The 20,368-nt window shown below is 62.4% G+C and carries 19 protein-coding genes and 1 tRNA gene; 8 read left to right on the top strand and 12 right to left on the bottom strand.

Annotated elements, in window-relative coordinates; genetic code table 11:
* Positions 1-11: 11 nt before the first annotated feature.
* The 5 genes from ABZN20_RS19060 to ABZN20_RS19040 all read right to left on the bottom strand — a co-directional run bounded on the left by ABZN20_RS19060 (position 12) and on the right by ABZN20_RS19040 (position 6,996).
* Positions 12-1,655, bottom strand: a complete 1,644-nt coding sequence (locus ABZN20_RS19060) for a ShlB/FhaC/HecB family hemolysin secretion/activation protein (protein WP_367026277.1) — start codon at positions 1,653-1,655, stop codon at positions 12-14.
* Positions 1,656-1,829: 174 nt separating this feature from the next.
* The gene (locus ABZN20_RS19055) at positions 1,830-3,218 is read right to left on the bottom strand and encodes a hypothetical protein (RefSeq protein ID WP_367026276.1); all 1,389 of its coding nucleotides are present in this window, start codon (positions 3,216-3,218) and stop codon (positions 1,830-1,832) included.
* A 204-nt stretch (positions 3,219-3,422) separates the two neighbouring features.
* Positions 3,423-4,847 carry a PKD domain-containing protein gene (locus tag ABZN20_RS19050; RefSeq protein ID WP_367026275.1) on the bottom strand — a complete coding sequence of 475 codons (1,425 nt, stop codon included), beginning with the start codon at positions 4,845-4,847 and terminating at the stop codon, positions 3,423-3,425.
* A 294-nt stretch (positions 4,848-5,141) separates the two neighbouring features.
* Positions 5,142-6,299, bottom strand: coding sequence for a cyclopropane fatty acyl phospholipid synthase (cfa, locus tag ABZN20_RS19045; protein WP_367026274.1), 1,158 nt, complete (start codon positions 6,297-6,299; stop codon positions 5,142-5,144).
* 346 nt (positions 6,300-6,645) lie between these two features.
* On the bottom strand, positions 6,646-6,996 hold the full coding sequence (locus ABZN20_RS19040) for a c-type cytochrome (protein WP_367026273.1): 351 nt from the start codon (positions 6,994-6,996) through the stop codon (positions 6,646-6,648).
* 542 nt (positions 6,997-7,538) lie between these two features.
* On the opposite strand from ABZN20_RS19040, the gene ABZN20_RS19035 reads away from it, so the two are divergent.
* Genes ABZN20_RS19035 through ABZN20_RS19025 form a run of 3 tightly spaced genes read left to right on the top strand, consistent with a single transcriptional unit; the run spans position 7,539 to position 8,885 of the window.
* Positions 7,539-8,000, top strand: coding sequence for a VOC family protein (locus tag ABZN20_RS19035; protein ID WP_218805952.1), 462 nt, complete (start codon positions 7,539-7,541; stop codon positions 7,998-8,000).
* Between the two features lie 23 nt (positions 8,001-8,023).
* The gene (locus tag ABZN20_RS19030; protein WP_218805951.1) at positions 8,024-8,395 is read left to right on the top strand and encodes a YciI family protein; all 372 of its coding nucleotides are present in this window, start codon (positions 8,024-8,026) and stop codon (positions 8,393-8,395) included.
* A complete protein-coding gene (locus tag ABZN20_RS19025; RefSeq protein WP_367026272.1) occupies positions 8,388-8,885 on the top strand; it encodes a VOC family protein in 498 nt (165 codons plus the stop codon). Before ABZN20_RS19030 ends, ABZN20_RS19025 begins: the two co-directional genes overlap by 8 nt.
* Positions 8,886-8,889: 4 nt before the next feature.
* Here the strand turns inward: ABZN20_RS19025 and ABZN20_RS19020 are convergent, their stop codons facing one another.
* Positions 8,890-10,242, bottom strand: coding sequence for an ATP-binding protein (locus ABZN20_RS19020; RefSeq protein ID WP_367026271.1), 1,353 nt, complete (start codon positions 10,240-10,242; stop codon positions 8,890-8,892).
* Positions 10,243-10,247: 5 nt separating this feature from the next.
* Positions 10,248-10,967, bottom strand: coding sequence for a response regulator (locus tag ABZN20_RS19015; protein WP_218805948.1), 720 nt, complete (start codon positions 10,965-10,967; stop codon positions 10,248-10,250).
* Positions 10,968-11,137: 170 nt separating this feature from the next.
* Here ABZN20_RS19015 and ABZN20_RS19010 point away from each other — a divergent pair, with 170 nt between their 5' ends.
* From ABZN20_RS19010 to ABZN20_RS19000, 3 genes are all read left to right on the top strand, one after another.
* Positions 11,138-12,283, top strand: coding sequence for a methyltransferase family protein (locus tag ABZN20_RS19010; RefSeq protein WP_367026270.1), 1,146 nt, complete (start codon positions 11,138-11,140; stop codon positions 12,281-12,283).
* A gap of 56 nt (positions 12,284-12,339) precedes the next feature.
* On the top strand, positions 12,340-13,533 hold the full coding sequence (locus tag ABZN20_RS19005; protein WP_367025483.1) for an ISAzo13 family transposase: 1,194 nt from the start codon (positions 12,340-12,342) through the stop codon (positions 13,531-13,533).
* Positions 13,534-13,722: 189 nt separating this feature from the next.
* On the top strand, positions 13,723-14,097 hold the full coding sequence (locus tag ABZN20_RS19000; RefSeq protein WP_367026269.1) for a hypothetical protein: 375 nt from the start codon (positions 13,723-13,725) through the stop codon (positions 14,095-14,097).
* A gap of 350 nt (positions 14,098-14,447) precedes the next feature.
* Here the strand turns inward: ABZN20_RS19000 and ABZN20_RS18995 are convergent.
* From ABZN20_RS18995 to ABZN20_RS18975, 5 genes are all read right to left on the bottom strand, one after another.
* Positions 14,448-14,521: transfer RNA gene (locus ABZN20_RS18995), tRNA-Gln, on the bottom strand.
* An 11-nt stretch (positions 14,522-14,532) separates the two neighbouring features.
* Positions 14,533-14,925: a 30S ribosomal protein S9 gene (gene rpsI, locus ABZN20_RS18990; RefSeq protein WP_218805944.1), complete on the bottom strand. Its 393-nt coding sequence runs from the start codon at positions 14,923-14,925 to the stop codon at positions 14,533-14,535.
* Positions 14,926-14,941: 16 nt separating this feature from the next.
* Positions 14,942-15,370, bottom strand: a complete 429-nt coding sequence (gene rplM / locus ABZN20_RS18985; RefSeq protein ID WP_010960215.1) for a 50S ribosomal protein L13 — start codon at positions 15,368-15,370, stop codon at positions 14,942-14,944.
* Between the two features lie 77 nt (positions 15,371-15,447).
* Positions 15,448-17,295: a polysaccharide biosynthesis protein gene (locus tag ABZN20_RS18980; RefSeq protein WP_218805943.1), complete on the bottom strand. Its 1,848-nt coding sequence runs from the start codon at positions 17,293-17,295 to the stop codon at positions 15,448-15,450.
* Positions 17,296-17,298: 3 nt separating this feature from the next.
* Complete coding sequence (locus ABZN20_RS18975) at positions 17,299-18,321, bottom strand: MraY family glycosyltransferase (RefSeq protein ID WP_367026268.1); 1,023 nt, start codon at positions 18,319-18,321, stop codon at positions 17,299-17,301.
* Between the two features lie 161 nt (positions 18,322-18,482).
* Here ABZN20_RS18975 and ABZN20_RS18970 point away from each other — a divergent pair, with 161 nt between their 5' ends.
* Both ABZN20_RS18970 and ABZN20_RS18965 read left to right on the top strand, forming a co-directional pair.
* Complete coding sequence (locus ABZN20_RS18970; RefSeq protein ID WP_218805941.1) at positions 18,483-18,668, top strand: YezD family protein; 186 nt, start codon at positions 18,483-18,485, stop codon at positions 18,666-18,668.
* A 413-nt stretch (positions 18,669-19,081) separates the two neighbouring features.
* On the top strand, positions 19,082-20,353 hold the full coding sequence (locus ABZN20_RS18965; RefSeq protein ID WP_367026267.1) for a PKD domain-containing protein: 1,272 nt from the start codon (positions 19,082-19,084) through the stop codon (positions 20,351-20,353).
* Positions 20,354-20,368: the final 15 nt, after the last annotated feature.

The raw sequence follows: 20,368 nt of genomic DNA, 5'->3' as shown, positions 1-20,368 counted from the left end.
TCGTTTCCCGGTCAGTAATCGTAAGCGATGCGGAAATCGACGCGGGTTTCACCGACCGCGACGCTTTCCGTCCTGGTGAAGGGATAGGACCAGAACAGGGTGCCGTTGAGCTTTCGCCACAGCTCGATGTTGAATCCGGCGCCGGTGCTGGCCAGGCTGAAGTGCTGGGGCTGGTCGGGCAATGCATCCTTGACCCAGAGGTAGGCGAGGTCGCCGAAGACCAGGAACCGCAGCAGCCCCATGCCTTCGTAAAGATGTTTGCCGAGGTCCGGGCTGTAGAGCTCGAGCGAGCCGTTGACGCCGTTGTCGCCCAGCCGTTCGACCTCGTGGTAGCCGCGCACGCTGAACATGCCGCCGGCCCCCATCTGCTCGTTGCTGATGAGAGGCACATTGGTGACCTGTCCGGTCAGCCGCACCTGCATGGACAGGTCCTCCGGCAGCATCTGCCGGTGTCTCACGTCACCTCTCAGGTAGACGTAGTTGGGGGTCGCGCCGAAGCGCCTGTCCTCGAATTCCTGGTAATCGCCCCAGAACAGGAAATGGGTTTCGAGGTTGAGCTGGCTGAACGATCCGTCCTCGTACCCGAGGCTGGCGTCGTAGCCGGCCATGAAGGGCGAATAGCTGATCGGCGTCATCAGGGTGTCGGTGTCGGACAGGATGGCCTGACCGAAGTTCTTGTAATCCCAGCCGATGGTCGCGTAATGCCCGAGATCCTTCGCCAGGCGCGGGAGGGGCTTGATCCAACGGAGCCCGAAGATTTCACCGTCGCCCACCACATTGAGGGCGCCGACCGTCGACACGCCGCTTTTCGAATTGAGGCCGATGCCGTAGAAGACCATGCGGGCGTCGGAATCGAAGATGTCCATGGGCATCACGTAGGTGCCCGACCAGACCTGCACGTTGTCCGTGTTTTCGGGGGAAATCTGGAACTGCAGCGAGGCGCTGTGGTTCAACTGCCAGAGGTTGTCGTAGCGCGCCGAGGCGATCAACCGGGTGCGGCTGGTGTCGACGCTGTTGCGGCCGTTGAATTCCAGCCCCGCGTGCAGGGGAAGTTGGTCGTCCACCGCCAGTTCCACCTCCACCGTGCCGGGCGTGTTGCCGGCGCGCATGACGGGCGTCACGGTGCGGTCCGGATTCTCCGACGAGAGTTTGCTAAGCTGCTCCTGCGCGGCGGGCATATTGAGCGGCTGGCCCTCGGCCAGTGCCGGCACTTTTTCCTTGATATGGCCGAGGGAGAAATATCTCGATCCGGTCACTTTCAGCCGGTCGACCTTGCCCTCGCTGACCTTGAGGATCACCACGCCCTCGTCGACGTCCTGTTCGGGGATGTCCACCAGCGCCGCCGAATAGCCGGCGTCGTGGTAGGCCTTTTCCAAGGCCGCGCGCGCGCTTTCGACGTCGCCGATCGACTTGCCCGGTCCCAGAAATCCGTAGACGGTCTTTTCGACCACTCTCTGATCGAGCACGGAATTACCTTCGACCCGATACTCCCAGACGTCGAAAGCCGGGGACTGCCCGGCCGCCGCGTCAGGCGGGGCAACCTCCTCGGCGGCGTTGCCGGCCGGGTCGGCATTTGCCAGGGATGCAGCCAAGGCAAGACAGAAGGGAAAGCCGGCAAGGATACCGGTGCGGCTCCGCGACATTGTTTCTTGCATGTGATCCATTCGATACCAGAGAGACAAGCTTTGCCATTATATGGCGATATATATCAACAAATAAAAATAACAAATAGAAATAGCGATAAAACCGGCGTCCCTTTCGGAACGCCGGTTCATGCCCCCGCTGCGGGGATGCGGGGCCGCGCGCGGCCCCGCTACCGACCCGCTCGATCAGAGCCGGTTCGGCTGGTTGTTGTCGATCACCGGCACGCGGCAGTTGTCCAGGGACAGGCCGGGCGCGTGGGTATAGGGGTTGACCGGATTGTTCGCGTCGAACTTTCCGTCCGCAGGCGCGGAATTACCCGAGGTGGTCGCTGCCAGATAACCGCCCTGCCCGAACGGATGCGCGTACTTGGCATTGTTCTTGGCGATGATGCTGGGGCTGCCGGCATCGGATGCGATCTTCTGGATGAGCTTCAGCTTGTCGCCGGTCGGACCGTTGTACGCGGGTTTGCGCCACTGATAGGTGACTTCCGCCCAGTCCAGGTAATGGCCGCTTGCCGTGTTGGCGAGCGTCGGCGCAACGCCATCGATGGCGATGAATCGATAGTTGTATTTGAGGTCAGCATTGCGCTCGGTGCTCTGAACGCCGATGGCCCAGGCCTTGGCGCCGGCCGTATTCGCTTTGCTGTTGTTGGTACCCTGGTTGAAGTCGTCGAGACAGGTGTCGACATTGCCCGAGCCCGAGTTCAGCACCACGATCGGACCAGCCAGCGGGTTGGAAGTGGAGGCGGGGCTCACCGCGCTGTCGGTGCAAGGCGCGTTGAGCAGCTTTGCATTGGTCGTGGCCTGGGTGCCCGATCCGTTGACGCGGCGGCAGATCGTAACCTTGTCATCTGTGATCGAGCCGTTGGCGTATTGGGTCAAGTCGCCTTTTGGCTGGCCACCCTTGTCGACGACCTTGATTTCGCTCCATTTGCCGATGTTGCCAGTGAGGAGGCTCGCGATCTGCTGCTTGCTCAGGCTGGGCATGCAGCGCTCGGTGTCCTGTCCTTCGCAATCGGCATCCAGCGTGCCCATGTCGATCTGGGCGCGCTGCAGCGCGTCACGCAGAGATTTGGTCACCGGGGTGTTGAACACCAGGCCACCACCCGAAACGACGTCCAGGCGCTGCGCGATCTTGGAAGGATCCACTGGGGCCACGCCATCGGGCGTGTTGATGCCCCGGAACAGCTCGGGATTGACGTCCGAGACGCCGGCGTCGGATACCTTCTTGACCAGGTCGCCGGGCTGCGAAGTCCGGCACAGCCAGTTTCCGTTCGCCGCACCCTTTTCACAGTTGCCGTTGTTGATCGCCATGGCGTCGATCGCCTGCTCGTCGAGCACGGGGCCCACGCCTTGAGCGGAACCGCCTGCCGAGCGCTTGTGGAAGAGCACTTTGGGGTTGTTGACGGAAAGCCCCGTCACTTTGGACGAGTCGATCTGGCAAAAGATGGCCGTGTGTGCGGAACCGGGGCTGGAGGGGTTCGAGTTGTCGAGATAAACATCGAGCGTTCCCCCAACGCAAAGCTCTTCGAACAACTGCCTGACATTGCCATCCTGTGCCGATGCGCCGGACATGAAAATTTCGATGTCGGGCGACGCGCCGGGTTCCAATGCCCATGACTGACCGCAGAATCCCAAAGAGCTTGCCGCAACCGCTGCAGCGATTTTTTTGACTTGCATGAGTTAACTCCTGTCTGTTTGAGAGAGATTGGGTTGTGAAGTCAGGCGGCTCGGCAACCGCGGCTGCCGGCCCGCCTTTCAGTTCAGTGCCTTGCTGGGTTAGGGCTCTACCGTGATGTCGATCTGATCGCAGACGAATGGAGATTTTTTGCTTGGCTTGACGCAAACCCGGAGTACGCCCTGTTCCGTGATGTGCTTCTTGGTCGGTTTCCACAAGGTCTGCCCCTTCTTGTTGGCGACGCTCTTCAATTTCTTGAATTTGGAGCCGCCGTCCTTTGAAAAATCAATATTGACCAGCTTGTTGGGCGGAACTTCGGTGGCGGTCCAAGAGATCGCTTGCTTTCCTTTCACCTTCCAGGCATTGGGTGCGTTGATATGGATGGAAGGTCCGGCGGGGCCGCCTTCAACCGTGACCGTCGCCTGGGCGGTATGGGTGGCGGCGCCGTCGCTGACGGTCAACTGGAAGCCGTAGCTGCCGACCTCGGCAGGCGTGAAGCTCGCTTTCGCCTGATTGGCGCTGGTCAGCGTGACCGTAGGACCGGAGGTCTGTTTCCATGCATACGACAATGGTTGCGGGCCGTTGTCGGCGTCGGTGCTGGCGCTGCCATCCAGAGTCACGGGGGTGTTCACCGCGACCGTCTGAGCCGGATTGGCAATGACCGCCGTCGGAGCTTTGTTGCCCGATCCCGAGCAGAGGGTCGAGGTGCCGGTGCCGCTGTAGTTCAACGCGCCGGCGCTCGACAGGCTCCACGCGCCCAGCTTGGAGACATTCTCTCCTTTGGAATCACCGGTGGAGTTGTTGACGAAATAGAACTCGAGTTCCGCGCCCGGCTTGCCCTCGGTGTTGCCTTTGACGCCCTGTCCCATGGTGGGACCCCAGGTGCCCTTGCCGTGATAGGCGAGGTCATCGGGACCGAACACACCCGATTTGTTCTCCGCCGCCTGCCCGGGCTTGTTCTCGAACGGCTCGACGTTGAGGGCGGCGATGTAACCCTGGATCTTCTGGATCGCATTGTCGATCAGGTTCCATTTGGCGCTGAAACTGTCCTTGCCCTGGCTCGAGGTGGCCAGATAGCCCCATTGAGCCATGTTGCTGGCATCCTTCAGCAACGGATTGACCGCCGCGATGTTAAAGACCAGGTTGTCTTTGCCGGCGAAGGCTGCAAAGTTGGGATCCTGCGCCAGATTGGCGTCGAGGCAGCCCTGGCCGTTCATGAACTGGACCATATCGACGCCGAGGTCCTTGTAGTACGACTTCTTTCCGTCCACATCCAGGATCGAGATGAACAACTCGCCCGGCGCACCGAACTTTCCGTCGTTGATGGCCGCATGGGCTTGATGCCCCGCGGCCACCAGCGTGCCCAGAAAAACCGCTCGCAATTTCTTCATGGTTTTCGCACTCTCCGTAAATGGGAAAAAATCTTGTTCGCCACGCAAACCCGGCGGTTCAAAGCCGGCCAAATCCGTAGTGAACGATGCATTGACGCTCCCGATGGCCGGTTTCCCCCCGCCCAAAAATCCCATCGGGACACATGGGGCATAACCGCCGAATGTCCCGTCAGAAGATGAGTGCGCAAAAGTAGCCGTGTTTTGTTACGAAGGTATGACTTGGAAATTACATTTGTGTTGCGGTTGCGTGACATGAGCCGGTCGTTACCCGTTGTGGGGCGCCGGTCTTGGAGGGGGGAGTCGCCGGGAGGGGCGAGAAGAGGGGCTCACCGTCTTGATTCTGCAGTTGAACGGGTTCGATAGGGGGAGCGGGCTTCAGCCTGCGACCAACGCCGATCGCAGACTGAAGGCCGGGGGATATCCTTCGGCTCAACGCGGAGCGTCGTAGCGCTGCGGAAGTCCCTTGGGCGAGAGCACGATCTGCCAGAGCTGGATGTAGCGAGCCCGGAACGCACCGGCGAAGCTCAGCAGATAGAAACGCCACATCCGGTAGAACCGGTCGCCGTAGCGGGGGCGCAGCGACGGCCAGTGTCGTTCGAAGCTGTCGCACCAGCACAGCAGCGTCCGGTCATAGTCCGGACCGAAGTTCTGCCAGTCCTCCATCACCAGCCGGTTTTCGGTGGCCGCGCCGATCTGGGCGATGGAAGGGAGCATGGAATTGGGGAAGATGTAGCGCTCCACCCAGGGATTGCCGTGGTTGTCCGAGGTATTGATGCCGATGGTGTGCAGCAGGAACAGACCGTCGTCGGCAAGACGGTCCGCCACGACCTTCATATAAGTCGCATAGTTCTTGCAGCCGACATGCTCGAACATCCCGAGGGAATAGGCGCGGTCGAAGCGTCCGTCGATGTCCCGGTAATCCTTCAGCTCGATCGTGACAGGCAAGCCCTGGCAGATTTCCCGGGCATATCGGGCCTGCTCCGCGGAAACGGTGACGCCGTGGACCTCCACCCCGTACTTTTCCGCGGCGAACTTCGCCGCTCCGCCCCAGCCGCAGCCGATGTCCAGCACCCGCATGCCGGGCTCCAGCCCAAGCTTGCGGAACACCAGGTCCAGTTTGGCCTCCTGGGCCTCATCGAGCGTCGCGGCGTTCTTCCAGTAGCCGCAACTGTAAATCATGCGCCGGTCCAGCATGCGGCTGTAGAGATCGTTGCCGATGTCGTAATGGCGCTGGCCGACGTGGAACGCCCGCGCCGCGTGCTGGAGGTTGAACAGGCGGGCCTGCAGGGCGGCGGCGACGTCCCGCCAGGAGCGGAAGCGGTCGGCCAGACCGGCGCGGACGACGCGGCAGATGAACTCGTCGATCCGGTCGCAGTCCCACCAGCCGTCCACATAGGACTCACCGAGGCCCAGCGAGGCATCGGCGAACATGCGCCGGAAAAAGGCCGGGTCGTGGACCCGGATATCCCACGGCCGGTCTCCGTCGATCCGGACGCCGGCCTGTTCCAGAAGCGATTCGAGCCGCTCGCGGCAAAAATCGTGATGGCTTCCCCGCCAGGGCAACGACTCCAAGGTATTGATCGGCATGGTCCGTCCTCCACCTTCATCATTCGGGCCCCGTTATTCAACAACGGGAGGAGCGCAGGAGCAATACGGGGAACTCCCGGGTTGCCCGGATCATCTTTCGTCATGGCGTCCAGCCAAAGCAAGGCCAGGCGATGACCGTTCAGGTATGTTCTCACCTCTCCGTCCGCGATTTGAGCCGGAAGACGGCTTGGGGGAAATCCGGGACGCCGAGGGAGCAAGGCTACCGCTCGGGCGCGCGCGGCCTGAGGCTTCGTTACGGCCGCTACACGCAGCGATGGTCATCGCTGCGGCATAGGGCACGGCAAACGCGAAACGTCGGCCGGCGCCGACGCGGCGAGAGGCGTCTTCAAGGTTTCCGGAGTGTCGCGATGTAGGCCGCGATGTTGTCGATATCCGAGTCGCTCAGTTCCGAAGCGATCTCCCGCATCGAATCGCTATCCTTGGACCGGTGCTCCCAGCCGAACGGCTGGATGCGCTCTTCAGAACCGCCGCAAGGAGGGAGCCAGTCGTCCGGGCGGCATCGCTTGTAGGTATTCAGCACCTTTCTGATGTAATTCGCATCCTTTCCGGCCAGGCTGGGAACATTGGGGGCAGCGTCCTCCTCCCCTCGGCCGTGGCACTCGACACAACTCTCATATTTCGCCTTGCCGGCCGCGACATCGCCGGCGTAGACCGCACCCGCTGCGAGTGCCAGCACGACCCCGTATCCCAAATCTAAGGACCTTCTCACTGCCTATCTCTCCGTATGGTTAATATTTGTGGAATCCAGACAAGTCTTTGAAGCGGCTTCGCGGCGCGCGAAGCCAAGCTTCCGCTTATTCAGGATACAGCACAAGTCAGGAAATTTTGACATTACCACAGCCGTTTGAAACGCACGCCTGCACCGGCCGCGGGATGGTCACAGATGCCGGCGACGCGGCCGCCCCACCCTCGACCCGGTTGTGCGCTACTCCTGGAAAATCGGGAACTGACGGCGCAAAGCTGGGGGATTAAAGTCCGGAATCCCTCCCCGGTTTGCTATGGGAAGACGAAATGCAAGCCCTGGCAGGGAGCCACTGAGAGGGGACGGCATCTTCACCGAGACCAAGGATGCGCGGAATGCTTGGACGCCGGCAATAAAATCGTCGGGAGGTGTCGATTTCGCCGCCTCCCGTTCGACTCACTGTAGAGCCTGGCTTCAGCAGGTCGAGACCCTCAGGAAGCCGGACGTTTGACCCGTAACCAAGAGGAGCATTCGCCATGTCGAACCTGAAACCCATACCCGACGGGATGCATTCCGTCACTCCCCATCTGATTTGCGCGGGCGCCGCGGACGCCATCGCGTTTTACAAGAAAGCCTTCGACGCCGTGGAACTCATGCGGGTGCAAACCCAGCAGGGCAAGCTCGTTCACGGCTGCATCCGCATCGGCGACTCGGCCGTCATGCTGGCCGACGAGTTCCCCGACTGCGGCTCGGTCGGGCCGAAAGCCCTCAAGGGGTCGCCGGTCGTCATCCATCTCTACGTCGACGACGCCGACGCCTTTGTCGCCCGTGCCGCCGCCGCCGGGGCCAAGATCACGATGCCGGTCGACGACATGTTCTGGGGCGACCGGTACGGCCAGATCGAAGATCCCTTCGGCCACCGTTGGTCGGTTGGAACCCATGTTCGGGACGTGAGTCCGGACGAATTACAGGAAGCCGCACGCAAGCTGTTCGGCTGACCGATACCAGCGAGGAGTAAACCATGAAATATCTGTGTCTGGCGTACGAAGAGGAAAAGACGCTTAACGACCTTTCCAGAGACGAGTGGGATGTCCTCCGGGGCGAGACCCTCGCCTACGTGGACGAACTCCAGAAGAGCGGCCACCTGCTCGCCGCCAATGCGCTCCAAAGCGTCCGGACCGCCACGACCGTGCGGGTGCGCAACGGCAGACTGTCGGTCACCGACGGCCCGTTCGCGGAGACCAAGGAGCAACTCGGCGGGTTCTTTCTGATCGAGGCGCGTGACCTGAACGAGGCCCTCCATATCGCCTCGAGGTGGCCCTCGGCCCGTCTCGGGAGCATCGAGGTACGGCCGATCGAGGAGACACTCAGACCGGAAGGCCGCTATGTCTAAGCTTCAAAAGATCACCCCCTGCCTGTGGTTCGACCGTGAGGCCGAAGAGGCCGCCGCGTTTTACACCGGCATCTTTCCCGACTCGGGAATCACTCAGGTCTCCCGGTACGGCGAAGCCGGTCACGAACATCACGGGAGGCCCCCAGGCTCGGTGATGGTCGTGGCGTTTCGACTGGAGGGACAGGCGTTCACCGCCCTCAACGGTGGCCCGATGTTCAAGTTCAACGAAGCCGTCTCGTTCCAGGTCGGCTGCGAAACCCAGGCGGAAGTCGACTACTACTGGGAGCGGCTGTCCGCGGGCGGGGATGAAACCGCCCAGCGGTGCGGCTGGCTCAAGGACCGGTACGGCGTTTCCTGGCAAATCGTTCCCACCGTCTTGCCCGATCTCATCAGTCATCCCGATCCCGCGATATCGCAAAGAGCCTTCAAGGCAATGCTGCAGATGACCAAGATCGATATCGATGCGCTCGAGCGAGTGCAGGCCGGCTAGCATTTCAAGCCGAACGCGCCATTGCGCGGGGCAGCACGACCCTCACCAGCAGTCCGCCGCCCCGCCTGTCTTCCAACGCCAGGTCGCCGCCGTGCCGGTGCACGACGGCGCTGGCCACGGTAAGTCCGAGCCCCATCCCGCCGGTTTCTCGGCTGCGCGAGGACTCCAGCCGGAAAAACGGCGCAAGAACCCGGCTGCGCATGGCCTCCGGGATGCCGGGACCGCGATCCCCCACCGTGATTTCGGCGGCTTTGCCGTGTTCGGCCAGCGTCACGGCGGCCTCCTGTCCATATTTCAGGGCGTTGTCGATGAGATTGGCGAAAGCTCTGCGCAGCGAAATCGGCCGCCCCTCGTAGTTCAGGTGCAGCGGCCCCTCGTAGGAAACGGTCTTCCCCGCATCATGGAGATCGTCGCAAAGGCTTTGCAGGAGCATTGCCAGATCGATCACGGCCAATGGCTCCACAGCCGCGTCATCGCGGGCGAACACTAAGGTCGACTGCAGCATGGCCTGCATTTCGTCCAGGTCGGCGCCCGCCTTTCTCCGCTGATCGGGGTCGGCGATCAACTCGGTCCGAAACCGCAGCCGAGTCAGGACGGTTCGGAGATCATGGGACAAAGCGGCCAGCATCAGCGTACGGTCTTCGATCAGGCGGGAAATGCGGCGCTGCATGCTGTTGAAGGCCTCGGCGGCCCGGCGGATTTCGCTGGGACCCTCTTCGGCCATGGGCGGCGCATCCACATCGGCGCCCAGGCATTGCGCGGCGAGGGCAAAGCGAGCCAGCGGGGCGGTCACCTTGCGCGCGGCCCAGACGCCCAGGCCTGCGATCCCCGCGATGAGGAGCCCGGCGGCCACCGTCAGACGCAAGGTCCACAGCCCGCCGATCTCTTCAGCCGCGATGGCGAAGCGAAGCCAGGTACCGTCCGAAAGCGCGATCCAGACCTCCGCCGGTCCCGGCTCCGGCATCAGCCATCCTCCGGTTGCAGGGCCGCCGGGCGGATAGCCTGCTGCGATGCGTTCCAACCCATGCACTTCGGAGAGGACACGGACGTCCCGCGCCAAATGACGGGTCATGCCGTCCTGGCGCAGCGGCGGCGGGGTGGTACGAGGCTCCCACGTCACCGCGACGCCCTGCTCATTCAAAGCGGGGAGCAGTTCGGGACGGGAATCGCGCGGCACCCGATCCATGATGGAAGCGATGACGGCGACGCGATCCAGGTTCCGGAAAGTCTCGTCCCAGCCCTTGCCATGGAAAAAATCCAGTTGGAACACGGAGAGGCTGACCGTCACCGTGAACACCAGGCCCAGGAAAAGCAGCCCGACGGTTCTGCCGGCGATGCTGTCGGGCCAGAGCCTCATTGCGGTCACCGCTCGCGCTCTACGCGAGGCGTGAACAGATAGCCGCCGCCGCGCACGGTCTTGATCAGCACCGGATCGCCGGGATCGGCTTCGATCTTGCGCCGCAGTCGGCTCAGTTGGACATCCACGCTGCGGTCGTAGGCGGAGGCCGCGCGTCCCCGGGTCAAGTCCAGCAACTGATCGCGGTTCAGGACACGCTGGGCGTGCTGCGCGAAAGCGGCCAGGAGGTCGAATTCGCCGCCGGTCAGCGGCATCAGCACGCCTTCGGGAGAATGCAGTTCGCGCTTGGCGAGATCGAGCCGCCAGCCGTCGAACACCAAGATCGCCCCCGTCCCCTCCCGGCTGTTCGGGACGCTGCCGGTGCGGCGCAACACCGCCTTGATGCGGGCCAACAGTTCGCGCGGGTTGAAGGGCTTCACGACGTAGTCGTCGGCGCCCATTTCCAGTCCCACGATGCGGTCGGTCTCATCGGCCAGCGCCGTCAGCATGATGACCGGAAGACTCGAAACCGCCCGCAGGCTCCGGCACAGCGCAAGGCCGTCCTCGCCGGGCAGCATCACATCGAGGACGACGAGGTCGAAACGTCCCGTTTCCAGCAATTTGGCCATGCCTTTGCCATCCACGGCCGCATCCACCCGAAAGCCGTGCCGGCCCAGGAACCCGGTCAGGAGTTGCCGGAGTTCGCGGTCGTCATCGACGATGAGGATGTGGGGAGATCGCGCCATGACGGCATTATGCCGAATAGTCCGCCCTGCTTAAGGGTGAGTTTTGTAACGGACGATTGCAAAGGCGAATAGGGAAACCGTGCGTTACCAAAACCGGTCCGCGGTGAAATCGTTCCGTTACCCGCGAGGACGACCATCCGCCACATCGACAACGAAAATAAGACAAAACCATGACCGCGATGCCCCTCTTCGACCCGTCGGGCGATCATGCAAACCGGCTGATACCGGCAGGCTGGCTGTTCTATCTGGCCATCGGCCTGGAAATCCTGTTCATGATCAGCCCGGCCGCCGGCTATTTCTATGCACTGTACGGACCCGCCCTGAACCTGCTCGATCGTTGGGCGGTCACGGCCTGGCTCACGCAGTTCTTCCTGCCCCATATTTCGACGACCCGAAGTGCCGTCCTCAATGCGCTGCCCTGCATCGGGGGATTCTGCGTGCTGGTCGGCGCGGCATGGTTCCTCATCGCGGCGGCTCAGCTCTACTGGAGCAAATTCCGCCGCCTGGGCCCGGTCACGACCGGCTTGTATCGCCTCAGCCGCCATCCCCAGTACTGCGGCCTGGCGCTGCTCGGCCTGGGTGCCCTGCTGCTGTGGCCTCGATTCCTGGCATTGATCGCGTACGTCTTGATGTTGTTCCTGTATCGATTCCTCGCCGCCGCAGAGGAGCGGCGTTGCGAGCAGCGCTTCGGCGACTCGTACCGGGATTACCGAACCCGTACCCGGATCACCTGGCCGCTGGCGTCAGCCGGAACAGAACCGGCCAAGGAAGCCGCGGTGCCTGGAAGTCCTTGGCGGGTCCGATCGCAGGCAGGGCTTACCATGATCGCCGTCGTCGTTTCCGTGGTGGTTGCCGTCGGTCTGAGGGAATACACGCTGTCCCAGCTCAGCGCGCATTACGACAAACACACGGCCGTGCTGTCGCCCGCTCCGCTCGACGGCGAACTGTTGGCGGCCTACCGCGCGGCGGTCGAGGACGGCCGCGTTCGGCAACTCCTGGCGGACGCCGGCACAAACCCTCTGCTGGTCCATGTGTTGCCCGAGGACTGGCACTTGGCCGACCTGCCCATGGAAACAGGATCGGAGCACGGCGGACATGACACGCCGGCGGATTTCGACCGACGGCGGTACAAGCTGCTCTTCAGCCGGGCGCGCACTCACCTGCCCGAATCGGTCGGGAAAGCCATTGTACGTTCGGCTTATGGTATCGATCCGTTGATCCTGGTGAGAGTCGACATCGAAGCCAGGCGCGTCACCGCGGTCGAAAAACCTCCGACCCACGTGCGTTGGGGCGATATTCCCAGCCCCCTGTTTTAGGCATTGGAACAAAATAACTCTTCCAAATACTGAGGGGTTTGTTCTAAAGTTGCGGTATGGAACATGCCGCAATCAAGAAGCGCTTTGAGAAACTCGATCGGTACCTGGACGAGCGTCTGCGGCGCTTGGTTGCCGGGGCGGAGGCGCTGGCGATTGGCCGAGGCGGAATCTCGGCCGTGTCACGGGAAACCGGTTTATGTCGAGAGGCGATTCGTCAAGGCTGCCAAGAGTTGGAACAACAGAATGCCTTGCCTCAGGGCCGTATTCGCCGGAAGGGGGCAGGCCGGAAACGGACGGTTGACCAGGACTCCACCCTGAAGGCCGATTTGGAGCGATTGATTGATCCGGTGACGCGCGGGGATCCGGAATCCCCGTTGCGTTGGACGTGTAAGAGCACGCGGCAATTGGCCGAAGCCCTCACTGAGATGGGGCACCGAACCAGCCATCGGATGGTGGGCGAACTGCTCCGCGCGCTGGGCTATAGCCTGCAAGGTAATCGAAAAACCTTGGAGGGCGGTTCGCATCCGGATCGCAATGCCCAGTTCGAGCATATCTACACCCAGGTGAAGCAGTTCCAAGGGCGGGGCGATCCGGTCATCTCGGTGGACACCAAGAAGAAGGAACTGGTCGGGAATTTCAAGCAACAGGGCCTGGAATGGCGCCCCGAAGGGCAGCCGGAAGCCGTTCGGGTGTATGATTTTCAAGACCCCGAACTGGGGAAGGTGGCACCGTATGGCATTTACGATCCGACGTTGAATATCGGCTGGGTCAATGTCGGGACGGATCACGACACCGCGCAATTCGCGGTGGAAAGTATTCGCCGCTGGTGGCACTCCATGGGCGCACCGTGTTATCCGAAGGCACGGCACTTGTTGATTACGGCCGATGGCGGTGGGAGCAATGGCTCGCGTGTGCGCTTATGGAAGCGGGAGCTTCAGGCATTAGCCACCGAGTTAGGACTGGCCATCACGGTGTGTCACTTCCCGCCGGGAACCAGCAAATGGAACCAGATTGAGCATCGCCTATTTTCCTTTATCACGATGAATTGGCGCGGTCGTCCGCTCATCAGTCACGAGGTCGTGGTGAATTTGATTGCCTCGACGACCAATCGCAAAGGCTTGCGGGTCTATTGCGAACTGGACGATAGCGAATATCCCAAAGGGATCAAGGTCACCGACGCGGAAATGGACGGCCTCAAAATACAGCGCCATGCCTTCCATGGCGAATGGAATTATACGATCCTGCCGTAGCATTCATATGGCAGATTTATTTTGTTCCAATGCCTTAGCAACGAAGGAACTGCGAGAGACGCTATGAAACCACCCGCCTGCGCAAGTTCATCGACCCGCCCCATTTCCGCACGCCCTTGGCATACCAGCGGACGAGCTTCGCTACCCTCAGCCGGAAAGCCCCCCCTGAACATCATCGTAGCGACGGCGTTGACGTTCGTATTGCCGGGATGCGCCGATCCGTCCTTCGTCGCCGGTTCGCTCGGACTCGACGGCGTCGAGGCGGTCAAGATATCCGGCATCGGCCAAGACGTCTCGGTATCGCACCCCGGTCGTTTCGATCTGGAGGTGTCAGGGGAGGGTCAGACCGTTCGGGTTCCCACAGGCAATGCCGTCAGGATGCTGCGGGTCAGCGGCATCCGCCATGAAATTGCCGTTTCGGGAGGGACTTCGGTGCAATCCGTTTGGCTCTCCGGAGTCGGATCGACCGTACACTTGCCGAAGGATGTACGCCCGGCCGTAAGCATCAGCGGCGTGGACGGACGCGTGCTCAACGATGTCGAGACCACTCGTTCGCAACGGTGATCGGCACACGGGACGACTTGTTCGGAACCTTCGACAGTGCCCGCTATACGGCGGCGCATGTTCCCCACGCCCGTTTCGTCGGCTACCCGGACGGCGGTCATCCGTGGGTCGGACGCCATGAAGAAGTCGTGTCCGAGGTGATGGACTTTCCTAAGGACGGCGGGCAAGCCCTGACTCGGAGAGCGGCGAAGCTGAATCGAGCATTACGCCGGGGAGACGCCGACCGACATCCAGCGCCCCGCCAAATGCGGCAACCCGTCCGCATGGAATCGGCGCTGCGGTCAACTTGCCGCCGGTGTGCCACGCCCGGAAAAGAAAAAGGCCCCCATCGCTGGAGGCCTTGATTTCATTGGCTGGGGGACGTGGATTCGAACCACGGTTGGCGGAGTCAGAGTCCGCTGTCCTACCGCTAGACGATCCCCCAGCAGAACTCGGTTAACGCTTGGAGTACTGCGGGCGGCGACGTGCCTTGTGCAGGCCGACCTTCTTACGTTCGACCTCGCGGGCATCACGGGTCACGTAGCCGGCCTTGCGCAGTGCCGGACGCATGGTTTCGTCCAGTTCGATGAGCGCGCGGGACAGGCCATGACGGATGGCGCCCGCCTGACCGGAAGGTCCACCACCGACGACTTTGACGTTGACGTCGAGCTTGTCGGTCATTTCGACCGCTTCCAGCGCCTGCATGACGATCATGCGGTCGGTCTTACGGCCGAAATACTCTTCCAGCGATTTGTCGTTGATGCGGATCTGGCCGGTGCCGGTCCGGGTGTAGACGCGGGCGATCGCGCTCTTGCGGCGGCCCGTGCCGTAGTACTGCGTCTGTGCCATGTGCCTGACTTATTCGTTAGATTTCGAGAGGTTTCGGTTGCTGCGCCTGGTGCTGGTGGCTTGGCCCAGCGTAGACCTTGAGCTTGCGGAACATGGCCCGGCCCAGCGGGTTCTTCGGCAGCATGCCCTTCACCGCGGTTTCGATGATGAGCTCGGGACGGCGATCACGCAGCTTGCCCAGGCTGATCGACTTCATGTTGCCGATGTAGCCGGTGTGCTTGTAGTAAATCTTATCCTGTTCCTTGTTGCCGGTCACGCGCACTTTCTCGGCGTTGACGACGACGATGTAGTCGCCGGTATCGACGTGCGGCGTATACTCGGGCTTGTGCTTGCCACGCAGGCGGCGTGCGATTTCCGTGCTCAGACGACCCAGCGTCTTGCCTTCGGCATCGACGACATACCAGTCGCGTTTAACCTCAGCCGGCTTTGCGCTAAAGGTTTTCATTCTTGTACGCTCCGTTCTGGCGTCCCAATTCAAAGCGCGGAAGTCTACCGAAACGGCCGACGGAATACAAGCGCATTTCAGCTTCGGGTCCCCGCGTCGCGGTATTCCGGTACCAGATGGCACAGCTCCCGGAAAACCGTGTTCTGGTCGAAACTGCGGCAGGCCGCATCCATCGCGGCGATTCGGGCCGCGACGAGGGAACGGTCGCAGGGGGTCGCCTGGGCCAGCATCAGCTTGGCGTAGCCGGTCGGCTGGAGCTTTTCGGAGCCGAGAAAAAGCTCCTCGTGCATTTTTTCGCCGGGCCGCAGGCCGACGTATTCGATGGCGATGTCCTCTCCGGGCCGCTTGCCGCTGAGGCGGATCATCTGTTCGGCCAGGTAGCCGATGCGGATGGGCTCTCCCATGTCCAACACGAACACTTCCCCGCCCTGCCCGGTCGCCGCCGCCTTCATGATGAGCTGGCAGGCTTCGGGAATGGTCATGAAAAACCGCGTCACCTCGGGATGCGTCACGGTGACCGGCCCACCGTTGCGGATCTGCTCGCGGAACAGCGGCACGACGCTGCCGGCGGAGCCGAGCACGTTGCCGAATCGAACGGTGATGAACCGCGTCGCCGTCTCGCCGTTGTAGCGCTGGACCACCAGTTCGGCGGCGCGCTTGGTGGCGCCCATCACGTTGGTGGGATTGACGGCCTTGTCCGTGGAGATCAGCACGAATTCGCCGACCCCGTGCTCGACGGCGGCTTCCGCCACCGTGCGGGTGCCGATGACGTTGTTGAAGACGGCTTCCCGGACCTGCTGCTGCAGCAAGGGCACATGCTTGTAAGCCGCGGCATGGAAGATGACCGCCGGTGCATGGGCGTCGATCGCCCGTCTCACCGCGGCGGCATCGGTGACGTCACCCAGTACGGCGTGAATCTCCATGTCGGGAAAGGCTTGCCGCAGTTCGAGCTCGATGCGATAGAGATTGAATTCGCTGTGTTCGAAGACGACGAGCCGCCCCAGCGAGAATCGCGCGATCTGCTTGCACAGTTCCGACCCGATGGAGCCCCCTCCGCCCGTCACCATGATGCACTTGCCGTCGAGATAACCGGCCAGTTCGGCGGAATCCAGCCGCACCGGCGCCCGCCCCAGCAGGTCTTCGATGGACACGTCCCGCAGGGCGTCGGACAGCCGCCCGCTCCACATGTCCCGCACCGACGGCAGAGTCAGGAACGGCAGGCCGGTGGTCTCGCAGATCTCCACGACGCGGCGCATTTCCCGGTCGCCGGCCGATGGCATCGCGATCAGGATGGCCTCGATGTCCAGTTTTTCGGCCAGCGAAGGGATGCGGTCGCAGGCGCCCCGCACCCGCACGCCATGGATTTCCCAGCCGCGTTTGTGCGGATCGTCGTCGACGAAAGCCACCGGCGCAAAGGCCGATTCGCTGCTTCGCAGCAGGTCCCTCACCAGGGTTTCGCCGGCCTTGCCGGCTCCCACGATCAGGGCGCGGCGTCCATTCATCAGGTGTACCGAGCGGTCCTTCCACATCCGGTACAAGGCCCGCGGGGTCGACAGAAACAGAACCAGCAGCAGCGTGTAGAGCGGGATGACCGAACGGGGCACCGCGTCCAGCCGCTCCAGGAAGAAAAGGGCCGCGACGATGAGGACGATGCCGCTGGCCGAAGCCTTGGCGATCCGCAGGAGATCGGGCATGGAAGCGAAACGCCAGATGCCCCGGTACAGGCCGAACAGGCGGAACACCGCGCCCTGGATCACGACCACGAGGGGCAGCCATTTGATGGCGACGCTCAGGTGCGGCTCCGGCACTTCGGACAGGTTGAAACGCAGCCAATACGCGCCGAACCACGCCAGCGGCACCATCAGCAGGTCGTGCAGGAAAATGACGGTGCGCGAACGCAGCTTGTCGAGGTGTGCTCGAATCACGGATTAAAGCTCGGGTTGGCCGGCTCGCAGGCGGATCGCCAGATAGAGCAGCGGCAGATAAGCCAGTATCAGCAAGGGCAGTTCCCAGGCCGGATTCCGGGCCGCAAGTCCGGCCATCGGCAGCAGCCACAGCAGGTTGATCGCCAGGACGCGACGATCGACCGGCGCGTGACCACCGAGCAGCCGCGCGGCGTGCTGATAGGCATGGGAGCGATGCGCCTCGTACCAGCGCTGGCCACCGGTCATGCGGCGGACCAGCGTGAAGCTCGCGTCCACCACGAACGCCCCCGCCAGAATCAGCCATACGGCGAGGCTCAGCGTCCCGGCCTTGGCCGTCGCGATCGCCTCGCAGCCCAGCAGGTAGCCCACGAAGCCACTGCCGACATCGCCCATGAAAATCTTCGCCGGCGGCCAGTTCCACATCAGAAAGCCCAGGGTAGCGGCGGCCAGCAGTCCGGGCGCGGGAGGCGGAGAAACGCCTGGCGGCAATGATAACAAAAGCAGGAGGGAGGCACCGGCCCCCACGCTGACCACTTCCAGCCCGGCCAGACCGTCGATGCCGTCCATGAAATTGAAAAGGTTCAGCATCCAGGCGATGACCAGCACACCGATGAAATCGGCGAAGGCTCCGGAACCGAACGACACCGGACCCAGCCGTAAAGGCATGTCGCCCGGCAGGCTCGCCACCGCCAAGGCTGCCGCCGCCAGATGGGCCAACAGACGCCAGCGGGCGGACAGATGGCCATGGTCATCCCAGAACCCCACCGCCGCGACCAGCATGCCGCCGGCCAGGATGGCGGAGCTGACGGCGAAGTCGCCGACGACGAAGCGCCAGTAGACCTCCCCCGCCAATAGCGCTACCACGATGGCAAGACCGCCGCCCCGCGGCGTCGGCACCCGGTGGGAGCTGCGGGCGTTGGGAACGTCCAGCAGGCGCCGCCGCGCATAACGCCGAACGGCGCCGGTAAGACCCAAAGACAGGGCGAATACGCCTAAGAAACCGGCTATCGAGGACAGGAAAGGCATTGAAGGGCGAATCGAACGGGAATCGGAAGAACGGCAGCCATGAAAACTTATAGGAATATATCTATTTCTTTTTATTCTTTCTCGTCATAGTTTGGCATACGTACACTTGTGCCAACTGAGCAACAAGCGTTTGCGCCTATACGAGAAAGGGGGATTCCACCATGACGCAGCATTCGCAGAAAACACCGCCGTCCGAACCGGCGCCCGCAACGCCGGAGGCTCAGGCCGCCCGGATCATCGAGGCGCTGAGTGGCATCCGCTTCGGCTCCGTCGAGATCACCGTGCATGAAGGACGCATCGTGCAAATCGAAAGGCGGGAAAAATTCCGTCCCCAATCCGCAACCTGAACGAACCGCGGACGTTCCGCCGATCGCCAAGCCAACCGGCCTTCCGGAGGCGTATCAGTATAACTAAAACCTGAATTCGCTACGGAACTGACCGGAACACCGGAAGTTCTCCGAACCGACGAACGGAGAGACTTCCCATGTACAAGAAAAAAGCCCCGAGGCTTGCAATGACGACATCGACAAGCCTCAACGCTCCGACTCTGAACGCCAAAACCCACCACGACCGCGTGGAAGCGCGTGCGCGCAAGCTCGAGTCGGCAAAACACCTTCCAAAAAACCGGGGCCACCGCCCGCCTCACTCCCCGCCTTGCTAAGCCTGGACGATTCGTCCGGGGTAAGGCGCGATCGCAGCGCGCTCCTGATAACGGGCGCGGCGAAACAACGATTTCTCCACTTTCGAGAACAATACCACTATGAAGAAACTGCAAGCGATTTTTCTCGGTACTTTCCTGGCCGGGAGCTATCAGGCGCACGCACTGATAAACGACGGCAAGTTCGGCGCACCGGGTGAAGTGTTCGTCTCGGTTTTCGACGAGGCTGGCGAGAAGTCCTACTACAAGGACCTGGGCCGGACCATAGTGCAATTCGTGAATAACCAGGGCTGCATCAACACCAACCTTGGCCAGGATCCGAACTACGCCGGATTCGCCGGCAAGCCCGGCTTGGTCTACAACGTCGCCGCGGTCAATCCGCTGGCCAAGGATTTCGGCAACGTGACGGCCTGGGGTTATGTGGCGACATCCGGCCAGGGGGCTGGGATCTTCAACACGGGCTGGAATTTCATCGACAACACCCTGCAAAAAATCCAGGTCTACATCGGGGCGCTCAACGTCGTCCCCTTCACGAACGCGCCGGGACAGGAGGCTAAAAACCTATCCGGCGTATTCGGGCCGGGTGATGCGGGCTACCACGGCAAGGGCACCTGGGGGCCGAGCATCGGGCAAACCGTCAGGGGCAGCACCCAGGGTAAGCCCGGGGCGGAGCTGGAGTTCTACTTCGTGAACAACCCCACCGGCGCCGATGATGCGGGTAAAGCTACCAAGCTCGGGACATGGTTGCTGACGGAGGGCGGGCAGCTGACCTATTCCGCACCGGGGGAGGCCTGCCCCCAAAACCGCCCGCCGATAGCCGATGCGGGCACTGACCGGACGGCGGCTGTCAATGCGCCGGTCACCCTCGACGGCTCCGCCAGCAGCGATCCGGAAAACGACCAACTGACCTATGCCTGGACCCAGATATCCGCACCCCCAGTGACTTTGGCCGGGGCCAAAGGGTCGATCGCCACCTTCACCCCGACCGAGCCGGGCGTCTACGTCTTTAAGCTCACCGTCAGCGACGGTCAGGCCAGCGCCGAGACTCAGGTCAGCATCACCGTCCAGGCGGGGGGGCCGACGGGTGCGCTCATCAAACTCGGCGCTCCCGCGGCCTGGAAGGTGAAGGAGAAACAGGCCATCGCCTGGTCCGCCCCCGGCATCCCCGCCAAGAAGCTCGTCAACATCGACTTTTCGAAGGATGGCGGCTCCACGTTCAAGCGATTGGGGAGCGTCGCCAACAAGAAGGGGCAAGCGCTGTGGAAACCCACCAAGAAGCACGTGACTGAGCAGGGCGTACTCCGGGTCTGCGCGAAGCCGGACAAGAAGTCCGCATTGGTCTGCGATCAGATCGACGTCACGGTGTCGCCTTGAACCCGGCACGACACC

The organism is Methylococcus sp. ANG, assembly GCF_040730495.1.
GTDB lineage: Bacteria > Pseudomonadota > Gammaproteobacteria > Methylococcales > Methylococcaceae > Methylococcus.
This window is presented reverse-complemented; position numbering and strand designations above follow the sequence as displayed.